This window comes from Cellulomonas massiliensis JC225 (assembly GCF_000312005.1).
Lineage (GTDB): Bacteria > Actinomycetota > Actinomycetes > Actinomycetales > Cellulomonadaceae > Cellulomonas > Cellulomonas massiliensis.
In genome coordinates this window covers 1,578,666-1,583,066 of sequence record NZ_HE978588.1, presented here as the reverse complement: position 1 = coordinate 1,583,066, position 4,401 = coordinate 1,578,666, and the positions used below count along the sequence as shown (strand labels likewise).

Annotated in this window: 6 protein-coding genes and 1 pseudogene; 1 reads left to right on the top strand and 6 read right to left on the bottom strand. The window is 75.9% G+C overall.

The genetic code is table 11. The annotated features are described in order from the left end of the window. From HGCM_RS20410 to HGCM_RS07530, 4 genes and pseudogenes are all read right to left on the bottom strand, one after another. A pseudogene (locus HGCM_RS20410) lies at positions 1–298 on the bottom strand (cytochrome c biogenesis protein CcdA); the annotation flags it as partial. After that, entirely contained in the window at positions 295–873 is a 579-nt protein-coding gene (locus tag HGCM_RS07540; RefSeq protein WP_019136243.1) for a TlpA family protein disulfide reductase, read from the bottom strand. The pseudogene HGCM_RS20410 and the gene HGCM_RS07540, both read right to left, overlap by 4 nt. Position 874: 1 nt before the next feature. Next, positions 875–1,558, bottom strand: coding sequence for a histidine phosphatase family protein (locus HGCM_RS07535; RefSeq protein ID WP_019136242.1), 684 nt, complete (start codon positions 1,556–1,558; stop codon positions 875–877). Between the two features lie 121 nt (positions 1,559–1,679). Further along, positions 1,680–2,243 (bottom strand): MarR family winged helix-turn-helix transcriptional regulator, encoded by a 564-nt coding sequence (locus HGCM_RS07530; protein ID WP_147572746.1) that lies wholly within the window; start codon positions 2,241–2,243, stop codon positions 1,680–1,682. Between the two features lie 219 nt (positions 2,244–2,462). Between HGCM_RS07530 and HGCM_RS07525 the strand changes: the two genes are divergently transcribed. Beyond that, on the top strand, positions 2,463–3,020 hold the full coding sequence (locus tag HGCM_RS07525; protein ID WP_019136240.1) for a YceI family protein: 558 nt from the start codon (positions 2,463–2,465) through the stop codon (positions 3,018–3,020). Between the two features lie 132 nt (positions 3,021–3,152). Here HGCM_RS07525 and HGCM_RS07520 read toward each other — a convergent pair whose 3' ends face one another. After that, the gene (locus HGCM_RS07520) at positions 3,153–3,836 is read right to left on the bottom strand and encodes a redox-sensing transcriptional repressor Rex (RefSeq protein WP_019136239.1); all 684 of its coding nucleotides are present in this window, start codon (positions 3,834–3,836) and stop codon (positions 3,153–3,155) included. Positions 3,837–3,880: 44 nt separating this feature from the next. Beyond that, positions 3,881–4,171, bottom strand: coding sequence for a glutaredoxin family protein (locus HGCM_RS07515; protein WP_019136238.1), 291 nt, complete (start codon positions 4,169–4,171; stop codon positions 3,881–3,883). Positions 4,172–4,401 lie beyond the last annotated feature (230 nt).

Sequence of the window (4,401 nt, the reverse complement as noted above, 5' to 3'; positions counted from 1 at the left end):
CCACCACGCCGGGCAGCACCCCGACGCCGACGACGGCGGACGCCCGTCGCGGCGGGGCGGCCGCGCGTGCCGCCGTTCCTCCCGCCGTGCCGCTCGCCGTGCCCCCCGCCATGCCGCCGAGCAGCCCGAGGTACCCCGGCACGAGCGGCAGCACGCACGGCGACGCGAACGAGACCAGCCCCGCGAGCACCGCGACCGGCACCGCGAGCAGCAGCGAGCCGGACACGACGGTCTCCCCGAACCCCGCGGTCGGCAGCAGGGCCGGCAGGGTGGCGAGGCTCGTGGCGGCGAGGGTCACGCGCCCTCCGCCAGCAGGTCCTCGACGACCGTCCGCAGCGTCGAGGCGTCGACGAGGCCCAGCACGCGCGCGGCCACCTTGCCGTCCCGGTCGAGCACCACGGTGGTGGGGACCGCGTTGACGGGCACCGTGCCCTGCAGCGCGGCGATGGCCGAGCCGGTCGAGTCGGCGATGCTGGGGTACGGCACGTCGAACTGCCGCTGGAACGCCTCGGCCGCGCCGGCGGCGTCCGTGCCGTTGATGCCCAGCACGTGCACGCCCTGGTCCGCGTAGTCGTTCGCGAGCGCGACGAGGTCGGGCGCCTCCGCGCGGCAGGGCGGGCACGCCGCGTACCAGGTGTTGAGCACGACGACGTCGCCGCGCCAGCCCGCCACGTCCTGCGCCGCGCCGGAGAAGTCCTCACCGCTCAGCTCGACGGGCCCCTTGCGCTCGGCGGCGGGCCAGGTGGTCGTGGAGCCGTCGCCGGACTGGTAGCCCTGGTCGACCACGTCGTCGCCGCTCGTCGTCTCGGGCGCGCAGCCCGCGAGCGCGACCGCGAGGACGCCCGCCAGCAGCAGCCCCGCCGCGCGCCGCACCTCAGGCCCCCGCCGTGGTCGAGGCGCCGGGCAGCAGGTGCGCCGCCGGCTCGGTGTAGCCGATGCCGACGAGCGTGTCGTCCTCGAACCGCAGGCTCGTGAGCGAGGCCAGCGCGCACTGCCGGCGCCGCGGGTCGTGCCACAGCCGCCGCCGCTCGAGCGCCAGGCGGGTGACCCATACCGGCAGCTGGTGGCTCACGACGACGGCCTCGTGCCCGCGCGCGAGGGCGCGCGCGTCGTCGACCGCCGCGAGCATCCGGTCCACCTGGAGGGCGTAGGCCTCGCCCCACGACGGCCGGAACGGGTTGCGCAGGTACGGCCAGTGCTCCGGGTGGCGCAGCGAGCCGTCGCCCACGCCGAACGTCTTGCCCTCGAAGTGGTTGCCGGCCTCGATGACCCGGGGGTCCGTGCGCACGTCGAGCCCGAACGCGGCCGCGATCGGGGCGGCGGTCTCCTGCGCGCGCTGCAGCGGCGAGGCGACGACCGCGACGACGTCGTGCCGGTGGCCGGCCTGCTCGCCCGGGCCGGACGGCTCGCCGGCCAGGTGCGCGGCGACGGCGCGCGCCATCTCCTGGCCACGGTCCGAGAGGCGGTAGCCCGGCAGGCGCCCGTAGAGCACGCCCTCGGGGTTGTGCACCTCGCCGTGGCGCATGAGGTGCACGGTCGTCATGGTCGGGGGAGCCATGGGCACAGTCTCGCCTACCGACCTGGGTGGGCGGGCACGGGTGCGGCACAAGCGACGAAGGTCACGCGCGGCGGGGAGGACGCGCGTGGCCGGCGCGCTCGCCCGCCGCCGGCCGGGCGTCTCAGGCCAGGTCGCAGGACGAGGACCGCACGTCCTCGCAGGGGCCGGCCAGCCCGTCGCGCACGGCGGTCATCGCGTCGCCGAGCTGGCGCAGCTGCTCCGGGGTCAGCACGTCGACGAGGTGGGCGCGCACCGACCGGACGTGGCCGGGGGCCGCGGCCACGAGGGTCTGCCAGCCCTGCTCGGTGAGGAAGGCGTTGACGCCCCGCGCGTCGGACGAGCACGCGCGGCGCTCGACGAGGCCGCGCTCCTCCATCCGGCGCACGGTGTGCGTGAGCCGGCTGCGGGAGTGGGCGAGGTCGTCGGCGAGCTGCGACATCCGCAGCGTGCGCCCGTCGGCCTCGGAGAGGCGGACGAGCACCTCGTACTCGTGCGGCGAGAGGCCTGCGTCGACCTCGAGGTCGCGCGCGATCGCGTCGAACAGGCGGATCACGCCGTCGCGGAACGAGCGCCACGACGCCTGCTCGTCCGTCGAGAGCCAGCGGACGTCGTCGACCGGCAGGTCGACCGGCGCCGTCGCGTCCACCCGCTCGTCCGTCGTCACGTCGTCCGTCGCCGCGCTCATCTCGTCCACCTTCCCGTGCCCGGGGTGCATCGCGTCGGGCCGCGCCGCGTCGCCCGTGCCGGCACCGAGTATCGACCCGGTCCCCGCCGTGGGGCGAGAGGCGCGGTGCCCTCGTCGGCCGGACGCGCTCGTCCCGCCCCTCTTGCACCGTCGTCCCGAGTGTAGTACAACTTTGAACTATCGATCTTGGTTGACGATTCAACGACTGCTGGAGGCACCATGACCACCCTGACCGCGATCCCCACCGGCCTGACCACCGGCACCTGGGCCATCGACCCGTCGCACACCGAGGCCGGCTTCGTCGTGCGGCACGCCGGCATCTCGAAGGTGCGCGGCACCGTCGCGGTGTCGTCGGGCACGATCACGGTCGGCGACGACCTCGCGTCCACCTCGGTGACCGCCACGCTGGACCCGTCGACCGTCACCACGGGTGACGCGAACCGCGACGGCCACCTCAAGAGCGGCGACTTCTTCGACGTGGAGAAGTTCGGCGAGTGGACCTTCGTCTCGACGGAGATCCGCCCCGAGGGCGACGCCTACGTCATCGTCGGCGACCTCACCATCCACGGCGTGACGCAGCAGGTCGAGCTGGCCACCGAGTTCAACGGTGCCGCCACCGACCCGTTCGGCAACCAGCGCGCCGGCTTCGAGTCCTCGGTGACGATCTCCCGCAAGGACTTCGGCCTGACCTGGAACGCGGCGCTCGAGACCGGCGGCGTGCTCGTCTCGGACAAGGTCCAGATCACCATCGACGCCTCGGCGATCAAGCAGGGCTGACCGCCGGACCGTCGGGACCGACCCCCTGCGCGGTCCCGCCACCAGGAGCCCCGCCGGACGACCGGCGGGGCTCCTGCGCGTCCGGGTGGGGCAGGCGACGGCGGGGCGACGGCGTCCCGACGCCCGGCCGGGCTAGGCGCCGGCGCCCGAGCGCCAGGTGTCGTGGAACGCGAGGATCTGCAGCTCCGAGGCGACGTCGACCGTCCGCAGGTCGACGTGCGCGGGGACCCGCAGCGCCCGCGGCGCGAACGTGAGGATCCCCGTCACCCCGGCGTCCACGAGCGCGTCGGCCACGCGCTGCGCCGGGACGGCGGGCGTGGCGATGATGCCGATGGTGACGTCGTGCGCCGCGACCACCGTCGCGAGCTCGTCGAACGGGCGCACCTCGAGGCCGGCCACCGTGGTGCCGACGACGGCCGGGTCCTCGTCCACGAGGCCGACCACCGCGAAGCCGCGCTCGGCGAACCCGCCGTAGTGCGCGAGCGCGTGCCCGAGGTTCCCGACGCCGACGATGACGACGCGCCGCTGCGTCTGCAGGCCGAGCACGACCTCGACCTGCTCGGCGAGGTGGGCCGTGCCGTAGCCGACGCCCCGGCGCCCGTAGGAGCCCAGGAACGAGAGGTCCTTGCGGAGCTGCGCGGGGTTGACGCCGGCGCGCTGGGCGAGCTCCTCCGACGAGACGGTCGTGACGCCCTCGTCCTCCAGCGAGCGCAGCGCGCGCAGGTAGGTCGGCAGCCGGACCACCGTCGCCTGCGGGACCCCCCGGGTCGCCGCGCGGGTGCTGCCGCCGCCCCCCCGCCGACCACGACCGTCCACGCCGACCTCCGACCTCGGAGGCGCCGGTGCCCCCTGGCTGCAGGCTAGGCCCTGCGCGACGCCGCGCCCAGCCCTCGCCGCACCCGGTCCGCGTCGATCCGCCAGTACCCGCGCGGCACGCCGTCGACCTCGACGACCGGCACGAGCTCGCCCAGCTCGGCGGTCAGGTCCCGGTGCTCCCAGCCCGGGCCCGGGTGGTCGACGTCGACCTCGGCCCAGGCGACTCCCTGCTCCGCCGCGACGGCCGTCACCACCTCGCGGGCCGCGTCGCACAGGTGGCACCCCGCGCGCCCGAACAGCACGATCCTCGGTGCGGTCCCCGCGTCGTCGACCATCCGCCGTCCTCCGTGTCGTCGGTACCGTCCGTCCGTCCGTCGCACGACCGTAACCCCGCGCGACCGCAACCCCGCACGGGGGTCGAGGGTCACCGCGCGCGCCCAGGCGGCTGTCCTAGGGTGGAACGATGCGCCCCGACGTCGAGCGACCGGCCCCGCTGCGCGCGCGCGTCGTGCGCCGCAGCGGCGAGCGCGCCGCCCGCCGGGCCGGGCGCCGGGCCGCCTCGTGG

Excerpts from the sequence above, each read along its gene's own strand:
- HGCM_RS07535 (WP_019136242.1), bottom strand. The coding sequence starts at position 1,558 with ATGGCTCCCCCGACCATGACGACCGTGCACCTCATGCGCCACGGCGAG.
- HGCM_RS07530 (WP_147572746.1), bottom strand. The coding sequence starts at position 2,243 with ATGAGCGCGGCGACGGACGACGTGACGACGGACGAGCGGGTGGACGCG.
- HGCM_RS07525 (WP_019136240.1), top strand. The coding sequence starts at position 2,463 with ATGACCACCCTGACCGCGATCCCCACCGGCCTGACCACCGGCACCTGG.
- HGCM_RS07515 (WP_019136238.1), bottom strand. The coding sequence starts at position 4,171 with ATGGTCGACGACGCGGGGACCGCACCGAGGATCGTGCTGTTCGGGCGC.